General features: G+C 54.6%; 23 protein-coding genes. 11 read left to right on the top strand and 12 right to left on the bottom strand.

What is annotated here, in order from left to right:
• A partial coding sequence (locus tag AC0IM9_RS09520) for an IS3 family transposase (RefSeq protein WP_482803843.1) occupies nucleotides 1–604 on the top strand: 604 nt, incomplete at its 5' end.
• A gap of 236 nt (nucleotides 605–840) precedes the next feature.
• Here AC0IM9_RS09520 and AC0IM9_RS09515 read toward each other — a convergent pair.
• From AC0IM9_RS09515 to mgtA, 6 genes are all read right to left on the bottom strand, one after another.
• Complete coding sequence (locus AC0IM9_RS09515; protein ID WP_482803842.1) at nucleotides 841–1,398, bottom strand: ferritin family protein; 558 nt, start codon at nucleotides 1,396–1,398, stop codon at nucleotides 841–843.
• On the bottom strand, nucleotides 1,319–1,840 hold the full coding sequence (locus AC0IM9_RS09510; protein ID WP_445370815.1) for a hypothetical protein: 522 nt from the start codon (nucleotides 1,838–1,840) through the stop codon (nucleotides 1,319–1,321). The genes AC0IM9_RS09515 and AC0IM9_RS09510 overlap by 80 nt, the downstream gene beginning before the upstream one ends.
• Nucleotides 1,841–1,857: 17 nt before the next feature.
• Entirely contained in the window at nucleotides 1,858–2,076 is a 219-nt protein-coding gene (locus tag AC0IM9_RS09505; RefSeq protein ID WP_482803845.1) for a BON domain-containing protein, read from the bottom strand.
• 54 nt (nucleotides 2,077–2,130) lie between these two features.
• Complete coding sequence (locus tag AC0IM9_RS09500) at nucleotides 2,131–2,691, bottom strand: PRC-barrel domain-containing protein (protein WP_482803841.1); 561 nt, start codon at nucleotides 2,689–2,691, stop codon at nucleotides 2,131–2,133.
• Nucleotides 2,636–3,016, bottom strand: coding sequence for a hypothetical protein (locus AC0IM9_RS09495; protein WP_482803840.1), 381 nt, complete (start codon nucleotides 3,014–3,016; stop codon nucleotides 2,636–2,638). The genes AC0IM9_RS09500 and AC0IM9_RS09495 overlap by 56 nt, the downstream gene beginning before the upstream one ends.
• Nucleotides 3,017–3,099: 83 nt before the next feature.
• On the bottom strand, nucleotides 3,100–5,691 hold the full coding sequence (gene mgtA / locus AC0IM9_RS09490; protein ID WP_482803839.1) for a magnesium-translocating P-type ATPase: 2,592 nt from the start codon (nucleotides 5,689–5,691) through the stop codon (nucleotides 3,100–3,102).
• 471 nt (nucleotides 5,692–6,162) lie between these two features.
• On the opposite strand from mgtA, the gene AC0IM9_RS09485 reads away from it, so the two are divergent.
• On the top strand, nucleotides 6,163–6,531 hold the full coding sequence (locus tag AC0IM9_RS09485; protein WP_140914313.1) for a DUF4870 family protein: 369 nt from the start codon (nucleotides 6,163–6,165) through the stop codon (nucleotides 6,529–6,531).
• 54 nt (nucleotides 6,532–6,585) lie between these two features.
• On the opposite strand, the gene AC0IM9_RS09480 is transcribed toward AC0IM9_RS09485, so the two are convergent.
• A complete protein-coding gene (locus AC0IM9_RS09480) occupies nucleotides 6,586–7,299 on the bottom strand; it encodes a Crp/Fnr family transcriptional regulator (RefSeq protein WP_140914314.1) in 714 nt (237 codons plus the stop codon).
• A gap of 443 nt (nucleotides 7,300–7,742) precedes the next feature.
• Between AC0IM9_RS09480 and AC0IM9_RS09475 the strand changes: the two genes are divergently transcribed.
• Entirely contained in the window at nucleotides 7,743–8,081 is a 339-nt protein-coding gene (locus AC0IM9_RS09475) for a hypothetical protein (RefSeq protein ID WP_482803838.1), read from the top strand.
• Nucleotides 8,082–8,276: 195 nt separating this feature from the next.
• Here the strand turns inward: AC0IM9_RS09475 and AC0IM9_RS09470 are convergent, their stop codons facing one another.
• Complete coding sequence (locus AC0IM9_RS09470) at nucleotides 8,277–8,996, bottom strand: Crp/Fnr family transcriptional regulator (protein WP_445370811.1); 720 nt, start codon at nucleotides 8,994–8,996, stop codon at nucleotides 8,277–8,279.
• 372 nt (nucleotides 8,997–9,368) lie between these two features.
• Here AC0IM9_RS09470 and shc point away from each other — a divergent pair, with 372 nt between their 5' ends.
• Nucleotides 9,369–11,348 (top strand): squalene--hopene cyclase, encoded by a 1,980-nt coding sequence (gene shc, locus AC0IM9_RS09465; protein WP_482803837.1) that lies wholly within the window; start codon nucleotides 9,369–9,371, stop codon nucleotides 11,346–11,348.
• 407 nt (nucleotides 11,349–11,755) lie between these two features.
• Here shc and AC0IM9_RS09460 read toward each other — a convergent pair whose 3' ends face one another.
• The gene (locus AC0IM9_RS09460; RefSeq protein ID WP_482803836.1) at nucleotides 11,756–12,310 is read right to left on the bottom strand and encodes a PAS domain S-box protein; all 555 of its coding nucleotides are present in this window, start codon (nucleotides 12,308–12,310) and stop codon (nucleotides 11,756–11,758) included.
• Nucleotides 12,311–12,594: 284 nt separating this feature from the next.
• Here AC0IM9_RS09460 and AC0IM9_RS09455 point away from each other — a divergent pair, with 284 nt between their 5' ends.
• The 5 genes from AC0IM9_RS09455 to AC0IM9_RS09435 all read left to right on the top strand — a co-directional run bounded on the left by AC0IM9_RS09455 (nucleotide 12,595) and on the right by AC0IM9_RS09435 (nucleotide 15,457).
• Entirely contained in the window at nucleotides 12,595–12,981 is a 387-nt protein-coding gene (locus tag AC0IM9_RS09455) for a DUF4398 domain-containing protein (RefSeq protein WP_482803835.1), read from the top strand.
• Nucleotides 12,982–13,001: 20 nt separating this feature from the next.
• Complete coding sequence (locus tag AC0IM9_RS09450) at nucleotides 13,002–13,886, top strand: OmpA family protein (RefSeq protein ID WP_140914321.1); 885 nt, start codon at nucleotides 13,002–13,004, stop codon at nucleotides 13,884–13,886.
• 116 nt (nucleotides 13,887–14,002) lie between these two features.
• The gene (locus AC0IM9_RS09445) at nucleotides 14,003–14,416 is read left to right on the top strand and encodes a carboxypeptidase regulatory-like domain-containing protein (protein ID WP_482803834.1); all 414 of its coding nucleotides are present in this window, start codon (nucleotides 14,003–14,005) and stop codon (nucleotides 14,414–14,416) included.
• Between the two features lie 135 nt (nucleotides 14,417–14,551).
• Entirely contained in the window at nucleotides 14,552–14,839 is a 288-nt protein-coding gene (locus tag AC0IM9_RS09440) for a sll1863 family stress response protein (protein WP_445370807.1), read from the top strand.
• Nucleotides 14,840–14,872: 33 nt separating this feature from the next.
• Nucleotides 14,873–15,457: a hypothetical protein gene (locus AC0IM9_RS09435; protein WP_482803833.1), complete on the top strand. Its 585-nt coding sequence runs from the start codon at nucleotides 14,873–14,875 to the stop codon at nucleotides 15,455–15,457.
• Nucleotides 15,458–15,538: 81 nt separating this feature from the next.
• Here the strand turns inward: AC0IM9_RS09435 and AC0IM9_RS09430 are convergent, their stop codons facing one another.
• Nucleotides 15,539–17,650, bottom strand: coding sequence for a sensor domain-containing protein (locus AC0IM9_RS09430; protein WP_482803832.1), 2,112 nt, complete (start codon nucleotides 17,648–17,650; stop codon nucleotides 15,539–15,541).
• 120 nt (nucleotides 17,651–17,770) lie between these two features.
• Entirely contained in the window at nucleotides 17,771–20,299 is a 2,529-nt protein-coding gene (locus AC0IM9_RS09425; RefSeq protein WP_482803831.1) for a chemotaxis protein CheB, read from the bottom strand.
• Between the two features lie 451 nt (nucleotides 20,300–20,750).
• Here AC0IM9_RS09425 and AC0IM9_RS09420 point away from each other — a divergent pair, with 451 nt between their 5' ends.
• Nucleotides 20,751–20,882, top strand: a complete 132-nt coding sequence (locus AC0IM9_RS09420; RefSeq protein WP_140912780.1) for a DUF3096 domain-containing protein — start codon at nucleotides 20,751–20,753, stop codon at nucleotides 20,880–20,882.
• 66 nt (nucleotides 20,883–20,948) lie between these two features.
• The gene (locus tag AC0IM9_RS09415; RefSeq protein WP_140912781.1) at nucleotides 20,949–21,107 is read left to right on the top strand and encodes a DUF3309 family protein; all 159 of its coding nucleotides are present in this window, start codon (nucleotides 20,949–20,951) and stop codon (nucleotides 21,105–21,107) included.
• Here the strand turns inward: AC0IM9_RS09415 and AC0IM9_RS09410 are convergent.
• Nucleotides 21,066–21,212: a hypothetical protein gene (locus AC0IM9_RS09410; RefSeq protein WP_482803846.1), complete on the bottom strand. Its 147-nt coding sequence runs from the start codon at nucleotides 21,210–21,212 to the stop codon at nucleotides 21,066–21,068. The genes AC0IM9_RS09415 and AC0IM9_RS09410 overlap by 42 nt on opposite strands.
• Nucleotides 21,213–21,244 lie beyond the last annotated feature (32 nt).

The following is a 21,244-nucleotide window of genomic DNA, read 5'->3' as shown; positions in this document are numbered from 1 at the left end:
AGATTTAAAATTACAGGTTCGCTATCCCAAGCGATTTAAAGCCACGACCGACAGTCATCATAACGAGGCCATTTCGCCCAACCGGCTGGATCGGCAATTCCAAGTGGCTAAGCCCAATCAAGTATGGACGACCGATATTACCTACGTATGGACCCTGCAAGGTTGGCTTTATGTCGCGGTAGTGATCGATCTGTTTTCCCGCCAAGTCGTGGGCTGGGCGATTGACGATCACATGCGCACCTCGCTCTGCGCACGGGCCTTGCAAATGGCCTTCTGGCGCCGTAAACCGCCACCCGGCTTGCTGCATCACTCGGATCGTGGCAGTCAGTATGCGAGTCGTGAATACCGTCAACATTTGGCGGTGATGAAGATGCAACAAAGCATGAGCCGCAAAGGCAACTGTTGGGACAACTCCCCAACCGAACGATTTTTTCGCAGTTTGAAGCATGAGCAACTCAACTACGAAAAATTCAAAACCCAAGAAGCGGCAAAACTGAGCGTGATCGATTATTTGGCTTTTTATAACGGCCGCCGATCGCACTCAACATTGGGCTATCAATCCCCGCTTGAATTCGAGCGGGAATTTTATAGAAACGCTGCCTGATGTGGTGTCCGGTTTTTGTTGACCATTACAGCCCTGAACGGCTTAGAGCAGGGTGAGGCCTGATTCCGACTCGTCTGCCGTCGACTCTCGACCCACAGGGTGAAGAAGAGCAATGTCCGGCCCGACAAATGCATTGGTTTGCCCGTAGGGTATTTGGGGCCAAGGCAAACAAGGATTTCCAAAGCCGAATAGCGCTTCAAGCCGACGGCTTAACGACAAGGCACTGGCACCAAAACTTAGCCGATGTCGGCCGGCACCAGCCGATCTAAAATTCGGGTATGCGATATTTGAATAAGCAGTAACTTCCATTCAATTAAGCAGCGAATCGACAGGGGCAGTTCGGCGTTTCTGAGTACCTGCAAATAACATTCTGCAGCGTGTTTTTCGCCTTGCTGCAAAATGTCGAGAGCCGCTTGCGTCGTTAACCTATTGGCGCCTTGAACTCGTTTTACCCACGCCTGCCAGACGCCTGAGTGATCGGCAGGCTTGCCGCCCAGTTCGCGAATTTGGGCTTGCAAATCGGAGATGGCGTTTTTATGGCCCCGGTAAATGGCGATTAAAGGGGCCATCTCCGTGAAATTGCCGTCTTTCCGAAAAGCTTCGAACATCTGCCGATAAGTTGCTGCGGCGCCTAATTCGGTTATGAGCAATTTGTCGATCGCTTCAATATTGTGCATGGCAAGTTTTCGATTGCTTTGGTGAGTGACGTATAAGTTAAGCCGGTACCGAGGCTTCATCGGTGTAAGAGATATCCTCGGCATGCGCGTGGCCGAAAATTTCCTTGATCTGGTCAATCGCCTCGCTGCTGCTGGCGTGCACCGAGATCAAAATGCCGCCACCCTTGATTTTGCCTTCGTAGCGCACGGCTTCGTATTCCGGAATGCCGACACCGATCAATGCGCCTGTCAATCCACCGGCCGCCGCCCCCAATGCGGCGCCGCTCAAGCTGGCCATAATCGGACCGGCGGCGATAAACGGGCCCAAACCAGGGATAGCCAGGCTGCCAATACCGGCCAACCAGCCTAATACGGCGCCGGTGCCCATGCCTACCGTTCCGCCAAGCGCCGCGCCTTCCGGGGCTTTGGTGTGTTTTTCATGGGCAAAATCCTTCGTGGTATTTTTATCGGGCAGCAACACGGAAATATCGTTGCTGGCAAAGCCGGCGGCCTTCAACTGGTTCACAATGCTCTCGGTTTGCTCGATAGTTTGAGCGATACAAAATACGGATTTAGTCATTACATACTCCCACGCTGTTAAGGCGCTTTAGTTTCAAGTTGATTGTCTACCTGCACGACACCGGCCGTTTCCCGGCAGATTTTTTGTCGTTTTATGCTTTCGTCGGTCGTTGCGACGGGGGCGCGCAAAGTCACAACGCCATTGTGGGTAATGATTTTGGCGTTATGCGCATCCATGGATAAGGATTTGTCTTTTAGAACAGTGTTGCGGGCTTGACTATATGGGACTTGCTGGATTGCGTCGGTGCGTCGTCAAACATTACAAACAAGCCCCGCCTTTGAGATGTTTGCTCAGGGGGCCACGCGATAGAACTGACTGACCGCCTCGCGTTGGTCTTCCCACTTGGCTGAGTTTTCCGGCCAGTGTTTTTTGTCAAAGCCCGGCGCTTTCTTTAAGGTGTCTTTGTCCAGGTCAAGGACGTAGTAATCTTTGGGACTCGTCCAATGTAGCGCTCTCCAGGGGATGGCAAACAGCTTGTCCCCCATGCCCATTACTCCGCCGAAGGAAACCACCGCATATACGACTTGACCCGTTGCCGGATCGATCACCAAGTCTTTGATGTCGCCGAGATTTTCATCGGTAGTGTTTTTAACCTTGGCACCGGTAATTTTGCTGGCGCGGCTTACCTGTTGCATTGATCTGTTAGCTTCCTCGGCGCGTTCAATAGATTCTTCCTTATTTGCCTGGTTGACTTCGGCCTGTTTCTCGTCGACTTCATCCTGTTTTTTGCCGAGTTCCTTTTGTTTTTCGACCAGTTCTTTTTGTTTTTGTACTGCGTCTGCCGCGTAGGCCGGACTAAAGACTGTTGCGCTTAGCAAAGACGCCGCCACATAAGGGATTAACGTTTTCATACTGTTCACCATTGGTTAAAGGATCGGTAGGTTTGTAGTTTGACCGGACACTCCGCAAACTTGTGGCTACTCTATCTGCTCCAACCGACACGGTCGGTAAGCTGACGAACATATTGACTTTTGGGTCAAGCGCTTTGCTAACCTTGTTTAATGACATTAGCGAAGTTTTTAGGGACTCGGTTGTTTGGACCAAATTGATGGATGCGATACGAATACGCATTGCTCCAAGGAAATTCGAACGGAATCGGTTGAGCAAATTGTCGGCAATACCGAAGAAAAAGCCGCGCCTGTCATCGACCAGAACGCCAAGTGCGGAATCGGACACGAAACAGCCTGATTCGATTGCCGGGTATGCTAGTCGCCGCCAAAGATCGCGCTATTGCCGCAACACCAGCCTAGTTTCGTGTATCAGATCAAGCGATGGCCGGATCGATTTCGCTTCCCGTATGCTTGATGCCAGTTGTAAAAGACCGTTTTGACCAGTTGTACCCCCATCAGATACGCCGCCGCCATTACCGCTAAGATGAGATAAAACCAGGCCGGCGGCGACACAAAGCCGAAATAGTGCGCCAGCGGCGTAAAGGGGAGGACGGCGCCGATCAACGTAATCGACAGCGAGGTGGCGATTAGCACAGGATGTGCCCGGCTTTTGAACGGATTGCCGCGGGTGCGGATGATGAAAATCACCAGGACTTGGGTGCACAGCGATTCGACGAACCAGCCGGTTTGGAATAGGGCTTCGTCGGCTTTCAATACCGTTAACAGGATGTAAAAGGTCAAAAAATCGAACGCGGAACTGATCGGGCCGATCACCAGCATGAAATTGCGGATGAAGTTTATGTCCAATGTGCGCGGTTTGCGCAGCTCCTCCGTATCGACCTGATCCAATGGAATCGGCACTTCGGAGATGTCATACAGAATGTTGTTGAGCAGAATCTGCGTCGGCAGCATCGGCAAGAAGGGCAGGAACAAAGCCGCGCCGGCCATACTGAACATATTGCCGAAGTTGGAACTGGTGCCCATCATGATGTATTTCAGAATATTGCCGAAGGTGCGCCGGCCTTCCAGCACGCCGTCGTGTAGCACGTGTAAATCCTGATCCAGCAAAATCATATCGGCGGCTTCCTTGGCCACGTCCACCGCCGAGTCCACCGACAACCCCACATCCGCCGAATGCAGCGACGGCGCGTCGTTGATGCCGTCGCCCAGATAACCGACCACGTGGCCGTGCGCCTTTAAGGCCAGGATGACCCGATTTTTCTGCGCCGGATTGACCCGGCAGAACAGATTGGCCTTTTCGACGCGGATGCGCAAAGCATGGTCATCCATTGCCTCTATATCCTTGCCGGTCAGCACATCTGTCACCGGTATATTCAATTGCGCGCAGACATGCTGAGTCACCAAATCGCTGTCGCCGGTGACGATCTTCACCGTCACGCCGCTATCTTTCAGAGCAGCCAAAGCCGCGCCGGCGCTTTGTTTGGGCGGATCGAGGAAGCCGGCAAAACCGGCAAACACCAGCTCGCTTTCATCGCCGACCACCGCGTGCGGATGATCCATGGGCACTTCGCGCCAGGCGATGCCCAACACCCGAAAGCCTTCCCGTTCCAAGGCATTATGTTGCTCGTGGATACGGGCTCGACTGACCGGATCGAGCGGCAGTTGCGCGTCGCTGCCTTGCTGTTCGTAGCGGGTGCAGAGGGTGATGATTTCTTCGGAGGCGCCTTTCACCACCAGCAAGCGGCCGTTGCCTTTATCCAGCAGCACCGATACCCGCCGCCGCTCGAAATCGAACGGCACTTCGTCGATCTTTTGCCAGGCGCTGACGTCGATATTTTCGTGCGCCAGAATCGCTTCATCCAGTGGGCTTTTCAGGCCGGTCTCAAAGAAACTGTTCAGATAAGCCAGCTCCAGCACCCGCTCGCTGGGCTGGCCTTGCGGATCGATATGTTGTTCCAGTTTGATCTTGGCCTCGGTCAAGGTGCCGGTTTTGTCGGTACACAACACGTCCATCGAACCTAGATTTTGGATGGCTGCCAGGCGTTTGACGATCACCCGCTTTTCGGCCATGTGCATTGCACCGCGCGATAGCGTCACCGATACCACCATCGGCAGCAGTTCCGGCGTCAATCCCACCGCCAGCGCCACGGCAAACAGAAACGATTCCAGCCAGGGCTTGCCCAGATAGGCATTGACCAACAACACGAACATGACCAGCAACACGGTCAGCCGCATGATGAGTAAACCGAATCGATGCGTACCGACCTCAAAGGACGTCGGCGGCGATTGCCGGGTCAGGCTGTCCGCAATCGCGCCGATCGCGGTGCCGGTGCCGGTTTTGATCACCCGCATCGTGGCGCTGCCGCTGATGACGGTGGTGCCCATGAATACCGCATTGCTGGCGTCCTGCAACTCGGTGGCGTCTGCCGGCAATTCGCCGGGATGTTTTTCGATAGGGTAGGCTTCCCCGGTCAATAGCGCCTGCTTGACGAACAGATCGCAGGCTTCCATTAACAAGCCGTCCGCCGGTACCATATCGCCCGCCGAGAGCAGGGCAACGTCGCCGGGCACCACGTCGGCTACAGGCACATCGATGGGCTTGCCGTCACGCATCACTCGAGCTTTAACTGAAACCGAATGGCGCAGGCTTTCCGCAGCCTTGCCAGCCCGGTGTTCCTGGACAAAATCCAAGGTCACGCTGAGCAGCACCATCACGCTGATAATCACAAAGTTGGTGATCTCGCCGATGAATGCGGATATAGCGCTGGCGACCAATAACAGGATCACCAGCGGGTTTTTGAAGCGAGCCAGAAATTGCAGCAGCAAGGATTGTTGTTGGCGATCACGAAACAGGTTGGGACCGAATTCGGCCAACTTGGCTTTCGCTTCGCTGCTGGATAATCCGTCCCTATCGTTAGCGCGTGCGGTCCTGAGTTGCGAGGCCGATTGCAGCCACCAACATGCGCTGTCAGCCTTATTTTTATCGTTGGTTATTTTCATCGCTTGGTCGATTGTAACGGTGACAATTGCTAGGAATCAGTGATGGACTTGATGTGACATCAGGCCTTGCTACATCGTCGCAACTGTTCGGGAAAATGATTACAGTTGCCCGGCATCCACCATCGCTCTTACTTCGTCAGCTTTATCACGCCGACGGAGGCCAACCGATTCCTACAAATTAGGGATGCCGCGGCAATTGACAGAGTGCCATTTACAGGCTGCGCCTGACGCCGCACAGTCTAACCAGAATGGGCCACTAAGTCCGTGCGCCGGCGTACTGATGCGATGTGGCGTATTTGAGAGACCATTGTTTTTAGTTGTTGAGGTCAGGCTTATCGTTCGTTAGCGTACAGACGCCGTGATTTTTCGAGATTAGAGTCCGAAGCTGAGTTTGGTCAAGCTCAGCGACGCTCCGCAGGGCGATCGAGCCCCTAAAGCCCGAATTTATTTTTTACCAGGAGGTAAGTAATCATGAACACGACAATTACAAACGAAAAACCCACCGAAGATTTCGCCGCACTGAAAAAGCTGACGGCAACGGTTTACTTATGCCAGGTATTGACCTTTGCCTTTGCGGGATTACCTTTGCTAATCGGGGTAGCGATTAATTTTTTCTATCGCAGCAATGTCAAAGGTACCTGGCTGGAGTCGCATTTTAATTGGCAGATCAAAACCGTCTGGGTGACGTTGGCGGGTTTTGCTTTGTCCGGTTTGTTGTTGATGATGGACACGCAACTCAGCTTGATTGTGTTGATTCCGACCTTGCTGCTGCTGATCTATCGAATCGTCATCGGTTGGACGAATTTGTCCGCCGATAAGTCCTTGCAGGATCTGAGTTAGGCCTTCTACGCAGCCGCTTGGCCGACGCCGTCAAAAAACGGCGAAGGCTGGGCTTCATTTGCAACCCAAGATTCGTTCGTAGGTTTCTCGCTCTGTTTTATAACAGCCGCAAGCCGCGGCTTCCAGGCCGCGGCGATCCAGAATCGTAATATCGCCGCGCCGATAGCGGATCAACTTTTGCTCCTGCAACGAGAGCGCGGCCTTGGTAATCCCGACCCTCCGCACCCCTAAAATATAAGCCAGAAAAATATGGGTGACGTGAAAGGTATCGGCGTGCGCGCGGTCATGCGTCATCAACAGCCAACGCGCCAATCTGGGTTCTACCTGATGGTAACGATTGCAGGCCGCCGTTTGCGCGAGTTGACTCATCGAAACGTACAAATAGCGTTTCAATTCTGTCTGTAACGCTCCGCTCCGCGCCAATTCCCGCATAAATAGCGGTGTTCCTATACGCAGTGCGGAGCCGGCTCCTTGCACCAGTGCTTGAAACGGCGCGATATCGACGCCCAATATCAGCGTGATACCCAGCATGCCTTCGTTGCCGATCAAACCGACTTCCAAACCGGTATCGCCATCGGTTGGCGTGACCAGCGAAATAAAACTGCTGGTCGGGAAATACACATGCGGTATCCGGGCGCCGTTCAGGTATAAGACTTGGCAAAAGGCCAGTTCGACCGGTTCGCAGTGTTCCAGCAAATGTTGGCGATCGTTATCGGGCAACGCGGCCAGCAGACGATTGGCCACAGGCGCGGCTGGGATGGACGGCACGGGCGTTCTCCGGCGTAGTTTTAAGGAAATCCTGCGGGGGGAATAGCATCCGGAGGGAGGTTAATCGCCACTCCCGCGCTGGGTGCCGGCAACGCTGCGTCCACCGGCCTGGCAGCGAGACTATAGCGCCGGACTTGCGCTGTCTGTATGTTAGCGCACGTTGGCCGTGCTTCGCCTGCCGCAGGCTTAGCCCGCGCCGGGTGTGGAATGGGCTATGTGCTTTAGCGTACAGACCGGAGCCGGTTATTGCCGTAACCTCGCTTCAGCTCCGGTGGAATCATCGGGCAACCGGGGATGTAAACGCGCGCATTGTGCATTCGCACGAGTGCGTTTCAGTTTTGACGTCCCGGTTATAGCGCACTATGCGATATCTTGAGAAGCTTTCAGTCGGCCACCGAAATTCGGCATTTTGCGCATTTAAAATACATACACCAGGTAGATTTATGAAAACTAGATACTTTTTGATGGCATTGGTTTTGTCGTGGGTTTCGCTGAGCGCGCATGCCGCCGGCAGTCCGATGAACGAAAACTTTACCAACCTGATCACCCTGTCCAACAATGCCTTGGAAACAGGCAAGACCGGCGACACCAAAGCCTTTATCGACAGTGCAACCGTCGCTTGGGAGGCGTTAAAAGTCCAAAATGAGCAAGGCAGTTCCATTCGGTTGCAACGGGCTAACGCCAAGCTGAAGGCCGCCATCAAAGCCGCCAAAGCCGGTAAATTGGATGAAGGCATGGCCGAGCTTGAGCAAGGCATCGTTGAAATGAAACAGGAACGGTAATCCAACATCCGGAATCCGGCCAGCACTCGCCGAAACCAGCAAATAGGCGGCAGAATGATGAGTCATATCCTTGAAGCCGGCAACAGCCGGCTTTTTTATGGGCGCCGGTTACGGCTATCGACGGATTCGGTATCCGAATCGTCGATGCCGAGCGGCGCCGAGGCCAAATCGACTCACGGCGTTTGACGCTTGAGTTTATTGCTCTTGGGGGGGGGGCAGCAGCCTGTCGGATTCGGCTTTGACTACGTGATAGCACTCGCAGACCCGCGCTTCCAGGCCGGGCCGGTCCAGCACCGTAATTCGGCCGCGGCTGTAATGAATCAAACCGGCCTGCTGCAATTTGCCGGCCGCCTCGGTAACGCCCTCCCGGCGTACGCCCAACATGTTGGCGATCAATTCTTGTGTCATCGCCAATTCGTTGCTTGGCAGCCGGTCCAGACTTAATAGCAGCCAGCGGCATAGTTGCTGGTCTACCGAATGGTGCCGGTTGCATACCGCGGTTTGCGCCATTTGCGTGATCAGGGCCTGGGTATAGCGCAGCAACAAATGCAACATCACTTCGTAGCGGTTGAATTCCTGCATCAATAGTTGTCCACGCAAACGATAGGCATATCCGGCACTTTGCACCACGGCCCGATTCGGCATGCTGCCGCCGCCCATAAACAATGCCACGCCGATCATGCCGTCGTTGCCGACGACGGCGATTTCCGCCGACGCGCCGTTCTCCATCACGTACAGCAAGGATATGATGCAGGTGGCGGGAAAATAGACGTAGCGCAATTCGCCGCCGGATTCGTAAATCACTTCTCCCAGCGGCATGTCCACGCGTTCCAGATGCGGTAACAGCCGTTGGTATTCGGCAGTCGGCAACGCATTTAGCAAATGGTTGAGTTGCGGATTGTCGAGATCGCTCATTTGCTGCCCTGGTAGTTATCAAAAAAATTAGATCCGCTCCAGCAATAACGGCCAGTGTAGCCCCATTGTAATAGGCCGTGCATTTCCGCTCTGTGCGTTAAGGAACAGAGCGACGGGCGCAGAAATGGTAGTGCCGGCCTATCGAATAGGCGGCTTATGTGCGATAGCGTACAGACCGCAATGCTGTCGGCATTTAAGCTGCAGTTTTGTAACTTCCAAGCATTGATGTTCAAGTTTCAGGCAATCTCCAAGACCATGTGTGCCAACTGTCGCCGCAACCTATGTGAGTTGCGGCGTTTTTTTTGAATGTCTTCGCGCCGAGTCGGAGGCCCGCAGGCCTTATCGCACGGGTGAAATCAGAGAATTAAAATCATGCTAACAGAAAATTCATCGCTGGCCGGTGTGGATTTTGACTGCAGCGCTGCCCGCGCGGCGCCGGTAAATCTGGATAGGGCGATTGCGATGGCCAAGGCGCAGTTGTTGAAGCTGCAAAACCCGGCCGGATATTGGGTGTTCGAGCTGGAAGCCGATTGCACGATTCCGGCCGAGTACATCATGATGATGCATCATATGGCCGAGATCGATACGGCGCTACAAGCCAAAATTGCCAACTTCCTGCGCAGCCAGGCCGGCGTGGACGGTAGTTATCCGTTATACAAAGGCGGCGCCGGCGATTTGAGTTGCACCGTTAAAGTCTATTACGCGCTGAAACTGGCCGGTGACGCTGCGGATTCGGCCCATATGCTGAAAGCCCGCGTCTGGATCTTGAGACAGGGTGGCGCAGCGAAGGCCAATGTGTTTACCCGCATCATGCTGGCGATGTTCGAGCAAATCCCGTGGCGCGCCGTACCGTTTCTTCCGGTGGAAATCATGCTGTTGCCGAAGTGGTTTCCGTTTCATATCGACAAAGTCTCGTATTGGTCGCGTACGGTGATGGTGCCGCTTTCTGTACTGTGTACATACCGAGTGAAGGCGCGCAATCCGCGTAAAATCGGCTGTGCGGAGCTCTTCATCACTGCGCCCGATCAAGAAAAGCACTATTTCTCCCACGTTAAAACGCCGTTAGGCAAGGCCATTCTGGTGCTGGATCGGCTTGGCCGGTGCCTCGAGCCGTTGATACCCGACTTTGTCCGACGTAAGGCCACGGTCAGGGCTGCGGACTGGTATATGGCTCGATTGAACGGCTATGACGGATTGGGGGCTATTTTCACCGCAATGGTCAACGCTTACGAAGCGATGGACTTTCTCGGCGTTCCGCCTGACGACGCCCAACGGCAAACCGCCCGAGCCGCCATCGATAGATTGCTGGTGGTGAAAGGCGATATCGCCTACTGCCAGCCTTGCGTATCGCCGATTTGGGATACCGGTCTGGCGGTACTGGCTTTGCAGGAGGCCGATCAGCAAAACGCCGAGGCCTGCTGCCGGAAAGCCACCCAGTCGGCCCTGAGTTGGCTGGCGGCCAAACAGTTATGCGACGAACCGGGGGATTGGCGTGTGCAACGCCCTGGGCTGGCCGGCGGCGGTTGGGCTTTTCAGTTCGGCAACAGTTATTATCCGGATGTCGACGATACCGCAGTGGTGGCCTATGCGATGCTGCAAGCCGATACGCCGGCGTTTGCCGAAAATATCCGGCGCGCAGCGCACTGGATCGCCGGCATGCAATCAAGCAATGGCGGTTATGGCGCTTTCGATGCCGACAACAACCATTACTATTTAAACCAGATCCCGTTTGCCGATCACGGCGCTTTGCTGGATCCGCCAACGGCGGATGTTAGCGCCCGTTGCGTCATGCTGTTGGGTAAACTGGATGTAGAGCAGTTGGAATACCGCGAAGTGATCGAGAGTTGCATCGCTTATTTGCGTAAGGAGCAGGAGGCCGATGGTTCCTGGTTCGGGCGCTGGGGTACCAATTACCTATACGGCACTTGGTCGGTTTTGCTGGGTTTTGCCGCCGCTGGCGTTGCCGCAAACGACGCCAGCGTGCGCAAAGCCGTAACCTGGTTAAAGTCCAGGCAACGCGCCGACGGCGGCTGGGGTGAAGGCAATCTCAGCTACCATCGGCCCTGGGTCCGCGGCGAATTCGACAGTAGCACCGCGTTCCACACCGCGTTGGCGGTGATGGCTTTGCTGGCAGCCGGGGAAACCGATTGTCCGGAAGTGGCCGGCGGCGTGAATTATCTGCTAAAAGGCCAGCAGGCGGACGGATTCTGGCACGACGACTGTTTCAACGCGCCGGGGTTTCCGAAGTTTTTTTACCTGAAGTACCATGGCTACGACAAGGTTTTCCCGCTATGGGCTTTGGCCCGCTATCGAAATGGCCGGGCACGAAGAACCAGCGGCATGAGCGGGTAGGGTGATGCCGCCGGATTGCCGGTTCCGGGGCACCGATAGACTTGGCACCGACAGGAGCAACGGGGATGAATACCCATGATTCGCGCTCAAAACCGCGCCGCTCGGCGTCTAGCCGTCGCCTGGCCGATAGGCGGCAAATTCCCTATCCATTTGCTTCGCCGCAGTGGCTGGAAAATATCGAAAACGCTTATCTGGCCTGGCCGAAATCCGACCGGCGCAGTCGAAAAACGCGGGTAGGGGACAGGCGCAACTGCGAGCGGCGTTTGGCGCACGTTGCCGGGCAGGCTCGCCCTGCGCAAACAGTTTCCCGGATATCGCTGACTAACGAGGAACGGCGCTTGATCGAAAGCCTGTATTCGAAGGAAGGGGAGTCGCTTCTACCATAAAACCGGTCCGGCAGCAGACGTTCAACGCTTGCCGATTTGGGTTAGAAACACCAGCAGCATAGGTTGCGTATCGGTAAATTCCCGACGCCGGCAGTCGAGATGGGCATAAAACACCGACCCGTCTTGGTGCAGTAATTCCAGATCGAACGCCAAGCCTTCGGCGTCGGCCGAATCCATCATTTGCCGAAACTGGCGGTACCAGTGGTCGCGGTATTCTGCGGCGACAAACCTGGAGAAGCGCGCCAAGTGCAAGCGATCGCGATTTGCCCCGAACAACGCGGCGCCAGCCAGATTGATTTCGCTGATTTGATCTTCGGCATCGATGATGAGGTAGCCGGCCGGGGCGAACTCGTAAAGGTCCTTATAGCGATCTCGGGATTCCGTCAGAGCCTGATGGGTTCGTTGCAGCTCATCGTTCTGCATTTCCAGTTCGATTTTGTGCACCAACAGTTCGTGCAGCAACATTTCCGCCGGCTGGATATTCATTGACGCTGGTGGCGAGACACTGGATACCATGGCTTCGGCTTTTTCTCTCAGCGACTTGCGCCGCTCGATTCTATCCCATTTTAAGTTCATACCGCAGTTTCTCCAGGTCGACATATCGACTCCAAGTTGTTACCAAGCGAATCCCTATCGCCCGCCAGGACGGGCCTATGTGCGTTAACGAACTGTGTTGCATCGCACAAAGGCGTCTAATCGACCCCGACGCTTACCTAGGCCAATTCTCTGCTAATCCTAACATCCGCCTCGGGTTGGAGCTTGAAAAATTTCAGCGACTTTACGGCAATCGACCGCAACGGGATAGGCGGCAAGGCCGGGCTGCGGTGGCATTCGATGTTTAACGCACAGGACAAAAAATCATGACAATCATTAAACACCCTCTACCGTCTCGGACCATATACGGCATCGGTTTGGCCACTGCGCTATTCGCGGCCGGCTGCGCCAGTATACCGGCTCCGACCGAACAAATGGCCGTGTCCAAAGCGGCGGTCAATAGTGCCAGTAGCGCCGGAGGTAACGAGTATGCGCCGATACCGTTGCGGGCCGCCGTGCAGAAATTGGATGCCGCCGAACGTGCGATGTCCCAGAAAGACTATTTGCAAGCCAGGCAATTAGCGGAACAGGCCCAAATCGACGCTCAACTGGCTGCGGCGACCGCGCGGGCGGCAAAGGCTCAAAAAGCGGCGCGCGAGCTGCAGGAAAGCAATCGCGTCCTGCGCGAAGAAATCGACCGCAAAGCTCAATAATTTCCTCAATGGAGTTCAATATGCAAATCTACCGAATTTTTCCGCATACGCTGATCGCCGCCGCCATAATATCCGGCTGCACCACCGTGCCCAATGCATCTTTGATCGATGCCCACAACAGTTACAACAACGCCCGCATCAATTCCGAAGTGGGAACGCTGGCGGAGTTGGAAATGAAGCAGGCGGACGACACGCTCAAAAAAGCCGACCGCGCCTACGCCGAAGATGACGAGGACGAATCCGTTACCCATCTGGCCTATATCGCCACCCAACAAGTGGCCATTGCGCAGGCAACGGCCAAGCGCAAAACGGCGGAAACCGCCGTGAATAACGCCGAGGGCAAACGCAACCAAGTACGTCTCGACGCGCGTACCGCCGAAGCCGATGCTGCCAAACGCCAAGTGGCGATCAGCCAACAAACCGTAGACAGGCAAGCCGGCGAATTGGCGATAGCCGGCGCCAATAGCCAGCGCGACCAGGCCTTGATCGCCCAACAGGACATTTTGATCAACGAACTGAACGCCAAGCAAACCGCGCGCGGTCTGGTAATCACCTTGGGCGACGTGTTATTCCGCAGCAACAAGGCGCAATTGCAATCCGGCGGCCTGCGTAACATCGACAAACTGGCCGATTTTCTGAAGCAATATCCCGATTACAAGGTGTTGGTCGAAGGTTATACCGACTCCAGGGGCAGTGCCGACCTGAATCAGGACTTATCGGAGCGCCGAGCCTATTCGGTACGGACCGCTCTGGTGGATTCCGGTGTCAGCAGTGACCGGGTCAGAACCCGCGGTTATGGCGAGGATTATCCGGTTGCCGACAACAACACAGCCGCCAGCAGGCAATTGAATCGGCGGGTCGACATTATCCTGTCAGATGCCAACGGCAATATCGCGACGCGCTAGCGGGCTCAAATTCGGCCACCCGGAACGTTGGGCAATCGGCAGGTTCAGCCGCTGCCTGAATTGATGAAGGCGAACTTAGTTTTTCAAGTCTCGCCAAGTAGCGAGGAATGATGAAGATGAAAAAACGATATACCGCTTTGATGATTGCGTGGTTTTTGCACTGCATCTCGGCCGGCGCCGGTGCATCTTCACTTGAGGAACAGAACCAGGGCGACGTGGGCTTTATCAGCGGCGGTGTCGGTATCGAAGAGCGGGCGGCGCTAAATAACGTCCGCACCGATTACAACCTGAGCTTGTTGTTTTCCAGTCAGGATAGCGGCGAGTATTTCAGCGGCGTAAGCGTCAGGATTGGCGACGGCAATGGCCGGATAGTGCTGGATACCGTCTCCGCAGGCCCGATTCTGTTTGCCAAGCTCAAGCCCGGCCGCTATCGGGTTAGCGCCGATCATGAAGGGCAGACGATTCGTAAATCCGTAGCCGTCGACGGCAAACACCGGGCGGCGTTGGGGTTTGCTTGGCCGGATCGTTAAGTTTGGCATATGTGGGTTAGCGTACGGACGCCGTTACCCGCGGCCGCTAAATTGCCGCCAGCGCTTTAGGCCGTCCCGCGCCGGCGCATGGCTCCTGATACTGCCATTCCTACAAGTATCACCAACGAGACACACATGAAAACCAAAAACGAGTACATCGAAATCTTGGCGACTCAGCTTAGAGAATGGAGCGCCGAGGTCGACCATTTGACCGCAAAAGCCGAGAATGCTGCGGCACTGTTGAAAACGAGCTACATCGAAGAGCTGGATGTCCTGCGCGCCAAGCAACAAGCGGCTGAAGAAAAACTGAAAGAGCTGGAAGAATCCGGCAAATATGGCTGGCTGGCGTTGAAAGATACGGCCGACCAGGTATGGGACGATCTTAGAATCGGGCTGGCCGATGTCGCTGCCAAATTAACCTAACAACCCGATTGCGATATCTGTCCTGCCTAGCCTATGCCGCTTCGACATCGCCCGGCGAAATCGGATTTGGGTTCGCCGAAACCGCAAGTCCGCTACAAAACGATTGCCGATGCCGTGCAGGTCCACATTCTGTATTGGGGGGTTTGCCACACCGATGTGCCGCATCCGCTTGCCGACATTTACCCGGGAATGTCCGATCGGAATATCGTCGGACGCGTGAGTAAAGTGGGCGCCCACGTGATCGTGTTCACCCACTCTCCCGGCATGGCCAAAGCCGCTCTGCGCGCCAATCCCGGCGAGACCGCGGTTACCGGCAATCGGCAACAAATCCGGCAGCGTATCCAGCTTTTTCATGTCTGGTTCGATAGCCTGGCGGTCGCAGGAGTGGCCGATGCCGGCGCCATGTTCTTGAGGCACGATGGCAGTCTGATCCAGGGGCGGCGCAGTCTGCTCGGCGGCATCAAGGAAACCCGGCGGCAACCGGACCCGCACGCTGGCCATGACAAGCTGGCAATCCCGATCCATAACGTCAATGACGTCCATAGCGCCAGCTCCGGTCGACGGCTGGAGACATTCCGCTTCGTCGTCGATGCGGCCTGGTTACGGCAAACGCGGTAATCCGGCCAAACGCCACGACCATGGAGGCCGGCGGGCTTTCGACGCGTCAGCACGTTTTGGAAAAGTATTGCCGCTGCAGCGTCAGTTAGCCTGGCTGACCAACGCGGCAAAGGTATTGGCGGGCAGAGCCGGGCTCTTGTAGTAGCCTTGATAGAAATCGCAGCCTTGCTTTGCGAGAAATTGCAGTTGAGCGGGGGTTTCTACGCCTTCGGCCAGTACTTTTAGTCTCAGTGTGTGTGCCATGCCAATGATCGCTGAGGCAATTTCTTTGTCATCGTCCGAGTCCGGAATATCATTGATAAACGATTTATCGATTTTGAGACTGTCCAGCGGGAAATGTTTCAGATATGCCAATGATGAGTAGCCGGTGCCGAAATCGTCAATCGCCAAGCGAACGCCCAGGGTTCGCAGTGAATTGAGGATTTTGACGGCTTCGGATTCTCTTTCCATCAGCGCGCTTTCCGTTAATTCCAATTCCAGGTACTCGGCCGGAAAGCCGGTCGTTTGCAGGATTTCCGTCACCCGCGCGCCAATATCGCCATGTCTGAATTGACACGGCGATAAATTGACGGCCAATTTTAGCGGCTGCAATCCGGATTCGATCCAGCGCTGGCCCTGGCGGCAAACCTCTAGCAGCACCCATTCGCCAATCTCGCCAATCAGGCCGGTTTCTTCGGCCACCGGAATAAATTGGCTGGGCGGTATGATGCCTTCGTCGGGATGGTACCAGCGTAATAGGGCTTCGGCACCGATCACGGTGCCGGTCCGGATATCGATCTGGGGTTGGTAATGGACCGTTAATTCGTTTTTCGCTATGGCTCGTCGCAATAGCGTTTCCAGTTTGATGCGGCGAACGGCTGCCTCGGTTAAATCTTCAGAAAAATATTTAAAAGTGCCGCGACCTTCTGCTCTCGCGCGATACAACGCGGCATCGGCTTGTTGCAGGAGCGCTTCGGATGTTTTGCCGTGCTCGGGGAATAAACTAATACCCACGCTGACGCCGATCCGTACTTCAATGCCTTTGGATAAATACCAAGGTTCGCTCAGCGATTCGATAATATCGGTAGCGACCAAAGCTGCATCCTGAGGGTGCGATAAATCTTCCAGCAATAATGCAAACTCGTCGCCACCCAGGCGGGTAACGGTGTCGACACCCCTTAGCCGACTGGTTAGACGTTTGGAGACCTGTTGCAGCAACTCATCGCCAGCCAGATGGCCGTAACTGTCGTTAACGTCCTTAAATCGATCCAAATCCAGCATCAGGACGGCAAAAGACTTGCGGTCGCGACAGGATAATTCGATGCAGTGCTCAAGACGGGCAAACAGCAACAGACGATTGGGGAGCTCGGTTAAAGGATCGTGATGTGCCAGATAATCGAGGCGCTCGAACGCGCTTTTTAGTTGGCTAATGTCGGAAAACACGGCCACGTAATGCGTCACTTGGCGATCTTCATTGCGCACCGCGCTGATATTGAGCATTTGGGGATAAATCTCGCCGTTCTTGCTCCGGTTCCAGATTTCCCCTTGCCAGCTGCCCGTAGCATTGAGTTCCGCCCACATTGCCTGATAAAAAGCCGCATTTTGGCGGCCCGATTTCAGGATTCGCGGGGTTTGGTGCAGCACTTCAGCGGTCGAATAGCCGGTGAGTTCGGTAAAGACTCGATTGACGATCAGAATCCTGGTGTTGGCGTCGGTCACCATGACTCCGTCCCGTGTGGTTTCGAACATGGCCGCAGCCTGCCGAAGATACTCGTCCTTGGCTTTTTGTTCGCTGATATCGCTGATCACGACCCGAAAGCTTTCAGCGCCGGCGGCTGCGGCCATGCGGTTGATCTCAAGCCGCACCCAAAAGCCGACGCCATCCTGTTTGAGCAAGCGAAGTTCGAAAACCTGAGGCTCGCCCGTTTCCGTTATTTGTTTGCGATGCAGGTAATAAATGTCCTGATCGCTCGGCAGAATCAATTGGGTCAGCGGTTTTTTCAGCAAAGCCTTGCGGGTGGTGAGCAATAACTTTGCTGCGGTTAGGTTGGCATTCAGAATCACATCTCGATCGTTAACGGTGAGATAGCCAATCGGCGCCAAATCGTATAAATCGAAATAGGATGCCCAGGATTTTTCCAGTTCGTTTTGCGCGTGGCGTAGATTTTGGTTCAGCATCTCCAGTTCGATCTGATGCACCTGTAGTTCATGCATCAGCCTTTTTTCTTCGCTTGCTGCTGTGGTCTGTCGCCTCGGGTTGGCAATAAGCTGCCGCTCTGCACTTAGACGCAGCTCGGCCGGATCTGGGGCGAGGTGCACCTGTTTTTTCATGCCTTATTCTCCTCGCAACTGGGCTTCCAGCCGCTTGGTTTCGGATATGTCGATAAATGTAATGACCACGCCGTCAATTACATTATCCTGGGTACGATAGGGCATGACGCGTACCTTGAACCAGCAGTTGTTGTTGGTTTTGACTTGTTTTTCGACAAACACCAATGTGCGTAGCACGTCCTGAGCATCCTGATGCAGTTGCGGGTAATCCAGCGAGGTCACGATATCGGTAAGCGGGCGGCCAATATCGCCGGCAATCAGCTTAAATAAATGCGTGGCGTGGCTGGTGAACCGGCGAACGTTCAAAGCGTTGTCCAGAAAAATCGTTGCGATCTCCATACTGTTGAGCAGGTTTTCCATATCGTTATTGACCCCTGACAAGTCAGTGACCTTGGCTTGCAGTTCTGCATTGACGGTCTGTAATTCCTCATTCAGCGACTGCATTTCTTCCTTGGACGTGGTCAATTCCTCGTTGGTGGATTGCAGTTCTTCGTTGGTGGATTGCAGTTCTTCATTCGAGGACTTCAACTCTTCCTGGGACGATTGCGCCTCTTCCAGAAGGCTTTGGTTTTCATCCTTGGCTTTTTTCAATTCGTCCAACGCAAGCTGCAGTTCGGCGTTCGGGGTGATACGGCGACTGTGCCTCTTGGGCTTCGGCGTTGCTACATCGGCGAAGACGAGCATCAGCGCCCCTTTCAATACCTCCGGCCTGTCGATAGCCTGCACGGTGAGATTGATTATCTGACTGCCCCCGTTGGTACCGACCGTCAAGCCCGACAGTACGACCGGTTCCGATTGCATCTGTGCCAGTTTGATCGCATTCGCCAGTTCGTGGCGCAGTCCTTCCCGGGCCATGGCATGAATATTCAAATTGGCTTTGCCTGCAGCCGGTTCCAAGTATTTGCCGGTGCGGCCATGAATATAGAGTATATCGCCCTCGGCATTGACCAGCACCGCGGCCGGCGAGTACCTTTCCAGCAGTAATTGCTCGACTTGATGTTGCAAATTTATGATGGTTGTCGGCTTGGTGGAATCAGAATGCATTATGGCTTTTACGGGAAAATATTTAGTTGGGAATTCGATGTCGGCAACGGACAAGGGTTGCTCGGCCCGGCGGTATAACCGGGACTGGCTATCGATGGTCGAAAAGAACTCGTTATACATGCCGATGGTCTCGGCGTTGCCGAGCAACAAAACACCGCGCGCGGTCAGTGCGTAATGGAACAAGGGTATCAGTTTCTTTTGGCAATCTTGATTCAAGTAAATCAAGAGATTGCGGCAACATAGCAGGTCGAGTCGGGTAAACGGCGGATCGGCGATGATGTTTTGCTGAGCGAATATCACCATTTCCCGAATTTCCTTGTTTATGCAGTAACCGTTATCTTTGGCGATAAAAAAGCCATTCAGCCTGTCCGGGGAGACATCGGCGGCAATTGTTGCTGGATAAAACCCGCTTCGGGCTTTCTCGATCGCTTCGGCATCGAGATCGGTGGCGAAAATTTGCAGTTTGTAGAGGTGTTGCAGGCCGTTCTGGCGTAGGACCTCTTTGAACACGATGGCCAGGGAATAGGCTTCTTCTCCGGTCGAGCAGGCCGCTACCCAAGCCCTGAGTTCCTTGCCCTGGGGATACTCGGCCAGCAATGCCGGGATCACCTGGCGTTTAAGGTGATCCCAGACGGGCGCATCCCGGAAGAAATTGGTAACGCCAATCAGTAGTTCCTTGAACAGTAGATCTTGCTCTTGCGGGTTTTCGCGCAGATAGAGTGCGTAATGCGCCACCGTGTCGATTTGGTGTAACCCCAGCCGACGCTCGATGCGGCGGTAAAGAGTGTTTTTTTTGTATAAGGAAAAGTCGTTCCCGCTGCGAGCACGGAGTAAGGCGATGATTTGTTCCAGCGCACTTTGCGATTTCAGGGGAAGAACAGGTTCGGAAATCGCCTGCACTCCGCGGCGACTTTGCCGCAGTCTGTCCGCTATGTGTTCCCACAGGGTATCCGGCGGGGCGATGGCGTCCGCCAAACCGGCTTCGATAGCGCTTTGCGGCATGGCATCGAATTTGGCGGATTCCGGCGTTTGTACCAGCGCTATCCCGGCATTTTCCTTAATTGCACGCAAGCCCTCCGTACCGTCGGTGCCCATGCCGGACAGAATCACACCGATCGCACGCTCATGCTGGTCTTTAGCCAGAGCTTTGAAGAATAAATCGATCGGCAGACGCAATCCCCGCGGCGTGCTCAGGTCTAGCAAATGCAGCTTACCTTGGCGAATAGACAGGTCTTTGTTGGCTGGAATCACGTAGACGCAGTCGGCTTTGACTTTGATTCCCTCGCTGACCGGGGTCACCTTCATTGGCGTGACCCTTTGCAGTAACTCCGCCAACATGCATTGGTGAGTTGGGTCGAGGTGTTGGACAACGACAAAGGCTGCGCCGCAATTGGGGGGGACTTGAGAAAGAAATTGTTCGATCGCCTCCAAACCGCCGGCGGACGCACCAATGCCGATGATCGTTGGCTCCATGTCAGTTTTGTTCATTGTCCGACCGAATTGATATCACCACTTTACTGGCTAATGAGGATTTTAGAACCATTCTAAACTGCGGATCAGCCGATCCCTAATCTAAAACCGCGAGTCTCTTTTTTACCGGAGAGGTCCGGCCAATTCTTGCACACGCCCGGCAGCCGGATTTTCACGGGCGACGGGCGGCCGGTCAATATCCGAAACCGTCAAGCTCAACCGCATGCCGAGCCGTGCCTGCGCGCACCGGCTGGTTTTGACGCACTCGCCTGGGTTTGTCTCGTCAAAAAGTTGTCAATCTTCAGGTCGTGAAAGATTGGCGTCCGGTAAACCCAAATAAAGCCGTTCCCGAGCGACGTCCCGTTAGGGCCGGCGGAGCGCAACCGAAAATAAGTATGTGCGACAGCGTACAGACCCCCGCTTGCGCTCGGCGTTAAGCTCAGACCTCCACTATTCGAGGAGGTACGCGATGAATCTGGCAATCGAACCCTTATTGGCGCTGGCGATAGGCATCTTAATTTTAATGGTGCCCCGATTTCTGAGTTATTTGGTGGCGGTGTATTTAATCGTCGTCGGAGTGTTGGGTCTGATACACCGCTAAGCGGGCAGATTCAATCCAATCCGAACAGTTGCACGTTAACGGCCCGAATTCATAAGGAGCATCACCATGTCACTTAGCACTCTGATACTTGTCATACTGATTTTAATGTTGTTGGGCTTAATCCCGGTCTGGCCGCATAGCCGTTCCTGGGGCTACGGACCCAGCGGCAGCTTAGGCTTAATATTAGTCATTGTTTTGATTCTGTTGGTACTCGGCAAAATTTAGCTCTTCTGCAAAGACGTTGGGTTGAATGCCATTCAACCCAGCCACTCTATTTTTGCCTACTGTCTTCCCAACGCGCTCCGCATCGACGATGTCGATGGGCAGCACGCATCCACACTCTCATCAGAACCGGAGAATAA

The sequence above is a fragment of the Methylomonas sp. Uni0011 genome (genome assembly GCF_056850255.1).
Note: the sequence above shows the minus strand (reverse complement) of the source record. Positions and strands in the feature narration are given on the sequence as shown.